Source organism: Arcicella sp. GW458-12-2-14-TSB2 (assembly GCF_059423785.1).
In genome coordinates this window covers 1-3,671 of the sequence record NZ_JBWKYN010000291.1, presented here as the reverse complement: position 1 = coordinate 3,671, position 3,671 = coordinate 1, and the positions used below count along the sequence as shown (strand labels likewise).

Below are 3,671 nucleotides of genomic sequence, written 5' to 3'. Positions count from 1 at the left end.
GATTATATATATATGGTATTTGTATCCTCTTTACTACACTCTTTAAAACCCTTTGGATTTGGTAAAAACTATTAATAATTTAAGTCTTGGGGAATTCATCAATTACTTCTTTTACACCCAGCTCTTCCTCCTTAAAACTTGTAAGTGGATTGTCGCTGTTATTAGCAAATGAGATGATAAAAAGTGGTAAATCTGCCATAAATGATTCCTTTAATTGAGGTATAACAACAGTTTTATACGAAATAGATAAAACTATAAATCAAGCCATTGATATAAAATTTCTTTACTCTTGGGTTCATCAAAATACAAAATATGCGGACAACCTACCTCTTGTTTAAGTACTTGAGGTTGTCTATTTTGATTGATTTTCTCGATGTCTTTTGTATAAACTGCAATGTCATGCTGTTTTCCTTCATGAAATAGATTTCCTACACCCAGCACTAAGCTCGTACTTAGTTTTTCAAACCAAGCGTCTTCTTCACTATTAGGATTATAAAGGTCAACTCTACCTGCTAAATTAAAATAGGGAACATGAGGGTCTTTTTGAATGTACAGCGAATTGATAAAATCGGAATTGCATTTCATTTGCTCTAAAGTGACAGTCAGAATACTACTCTTTTTTAATGCCATAATCAATCCCCCAGCCCATGCTAAATAAGGAGCTATCAAAGCAGAACTTAAACCAAGAGTAAGTACATCCGTAGTCATAGAAATATAAGATGGAGCATTACCTAAGACAGAACCTCCATTGGGAGTACCAGCCATAATCAGCTTTTTCACAAGATTGGCTTTGCCGTGCTTTTCTATCAATACTCTCGATACTAATCCACCCATAGAATGAGCAACAATCGTTAGTTTTTTATCTGTATTTTCATCAATACCGTGTTTACTGAGGACAATGTCAAGGTTTTCTGCTATTTTCTCAATGGATGTATTCAGGCATTCATAATCAAATGTCAGAACTAAATCATATTTTGCTTTACTATTATCAGTTGGTTTCACAAGCTTTTGAGCAAAGGGAATCATTCCTTCGGTATCACCAATGATGCCGTGGATAAATAGCACAATATTCTTTGCCTGAGTAATTTTTTGAGTCAAATCCAGGTTTGTCCTTATTGGTTTAGCTTGCTCATAATCTACCCAATTTAGAGCAAAATAACTGTCTGGTACAGTTTTAAAGACCAGTTTCATTAAACAGAACTTGATAGCTCTTCCTAAGCTTTTTGTTCTCTTTTCGTTTGTATTTATTTCTGGGATTCGCTCAATATAAACTTCACGTTTATTGTTTCCCAAAGCTTTACTCGTACCAATCACCACCACATCGTCTCCATTCACCATCACTGGAAGTACTATTTCATTAGGTAATATTTCTTGATTTTGAATTGCAAGAATTAAGGGGTTATCAGCATCTACCTCTCCTTCAATATCTTCTAACTCTATTTGTTGTTTTTGCTCAACTGACTTCGATTTAGGGTATAAATTTAGAATAGCAAGATTATTAAAAGTGGCAGTACTTTTAAGTAATGACTCGTTGCCAATTCCTCTTGAGGGATGATGTAAAGATGATAACGTAACTTTTGCTTGAAACGATTGATGTGCTTTAAAAGTTAATGAACCATCAGCCAAAACAATGTCTTCTCTTCCAATAGTAGCATTGTTTTTCACTAACCTTAGTTTTAAGTCTTTAGCCATCCAGTCTAAAGAAAGATTTGTTTCAAGATTAAAATTATCTAAGAATTTACCCCCTCTAATTTGTGAGTCTTCTAAAGATTTTGTGCGTGAAAAATCTCTATTAATCGAAAAGTTCTCCTGTACAAAAAAAGACAAGTCAATTTCTCCTGTGCTGACTATTAACTTAAATAAGCAATTACTTTCATCATCAGCATATTGTTCGCTAAAAAAGCCTAATCTGTTCTTAACAATAACCCCAGTTTCGTTAGCTGGAATAGTTGATTTTCCCAATTCCATAATACCATAAAGAGGAGAAACAAAGATTACTTTGAAATAAAGCTCAAACTTAGAATGATTTGCTACTGAGAGTGTGTAATGCTTTGGTATCACTTCACCCATTTCATTTTGGTCTAAAATCAACTGAATATCATCTCCATCAATAGATTGTTCGTCAACTGCTAAAGAAAACTCAATTTCTTCTTTCCTTAGCTTTGATTCAGAGTTATGTAGCTGTTTAATATTTTCCCAACGAACGATATTCCGTAGAACCTGATTTATTTCAAATAAATGCTCTTTTTCTATAATGATTTTCTTCGAAGTTCTGTGAATTACTTGAATGAGATTGCCTGATTGTAAAACCCAATAATCTGCAAACGCTTTTTCTATACGCAAATATTCAGATAAAGCAGACAGTTCTTCTGTTGAAACTTCACAATAAATAGTTGCATATTTTCTATTACCATCAATTAGCACACCTATATACTGTTGTTGATTATCCAATTTTGCCTCTGGTATAACAATAGAATCAAGCATTTGTACATTTGTTATTTTTCCTTTTGTAAACAAATACTTTTCAGTAAATGAAGTGGTATTGGATGAAAAAATCCAGATAGTAGCAGCCTTATTATATTCAATAGATAATCCATGAATACTTCCTTTTTGAGCCTTCCATGCAAGACCTTCTGAATCGTAAGTTATCGGAAAAGTATCAACTCTATCAGTAGCTATGCCAGTCAAAAACAAAACATGAGGGTTGAAACCACCAAAAAACTCTAAATTGGGATGCTGTCGGTATTCCTTTTCCTTTACGTAAACCGCTATTCGATTAAACAAATCTGCATAAGAAAGCGACTGTACATCTTTTAAACAGTTTAGCAAAGTCAAGGTAAATAACCCTCTATTAGCTGACGTTTCATAAGCTCGTTCGTTTTCTTGGCAAGCTGCTAACAGAATATGCTTAGACTGAGGCACGTCTATTTTACCAGTAATCTGAAATCGTTTTGAATAAAAACCGTCAATATACTGCTCTAATCCACGCAGAGAGCCTTCTTTTTCTACTTGCTTTACACGTACTAAATCGATGGAATCTCTCGTTCCAGAGCCTGCATGACAACAATCCAAACAAATAACAATATGTGGATTTTGTTTAGCAACCTCACTAATGAGTACTGCCAATTCTTTGTCTGCTAAGTCAAATCCTCCTGCAAGTCGGCTGTCATAACAAACAAGTGTTTCGTTTTTATGGGTTGGAAACTCTTCCCAAAATTCTTGTGGTGCATTCTCTCTTGAGCCATGACCAGAATAATAAAAAATGACAGAGTCGTTATTGTTAGCTTTACAAAGATGTGTACGAAAAGCATCAATAATATTTTGTCTGGTAGCTTGTTGATTTTCTAAGGTAAGTATTTGAGGGTTGAGATAGTCAAAAGAAGTATGTAAGAAATGTGTTACTTCATTAATATCATTGATACAACCATTTAATTGGGGTACACCAGCAGGATATTTATCGATACCTACTAGAAGAGCGTATAACTTTTTTTCAGGACTTATTTTTTCATCATTCATGTTTGATAATGAGAAGGTTAGGTATTAATATATTATTAGGATACAACTTTGCCTATCATTTATAAAAATAATGATAATATTAAAAAAAACTAAGTTTCGCTTTATTATTTTATTATTCGGTTATATATGTTTCAAAATATATACCTTTAAAACAC

The 3,671-nt window shown here is 33.3% G+C and carries 1 protein-coding gene; it reads right to left on the bottom strand.

Features of this window, described 5'->3' with window-relative positions:
* Positions 1-252: 252 nt before the first annotated feature.
* Positions 253-3,516, bottom strand: a complete 3,264-nt coding sequence (locus tag AC07XN_RS23700) for a caspase family protein (protein WP_494744843.1) — start codon at positions 3,514-3,516, stop codon at positions 253-255.
* Between the last annotated feature and the right edge of the window lie 155 nt (positions 3,517-3,671).

Coding starts and splice junctions, on each gene's coding strand:
- AC07XN_RS23700 (WP_494744843.1), bottom strand. CDS start 3,516: ATGAATGATGAAAAAATAAGTCCTGAAAAAAAGTTATACGCTCTTCTA.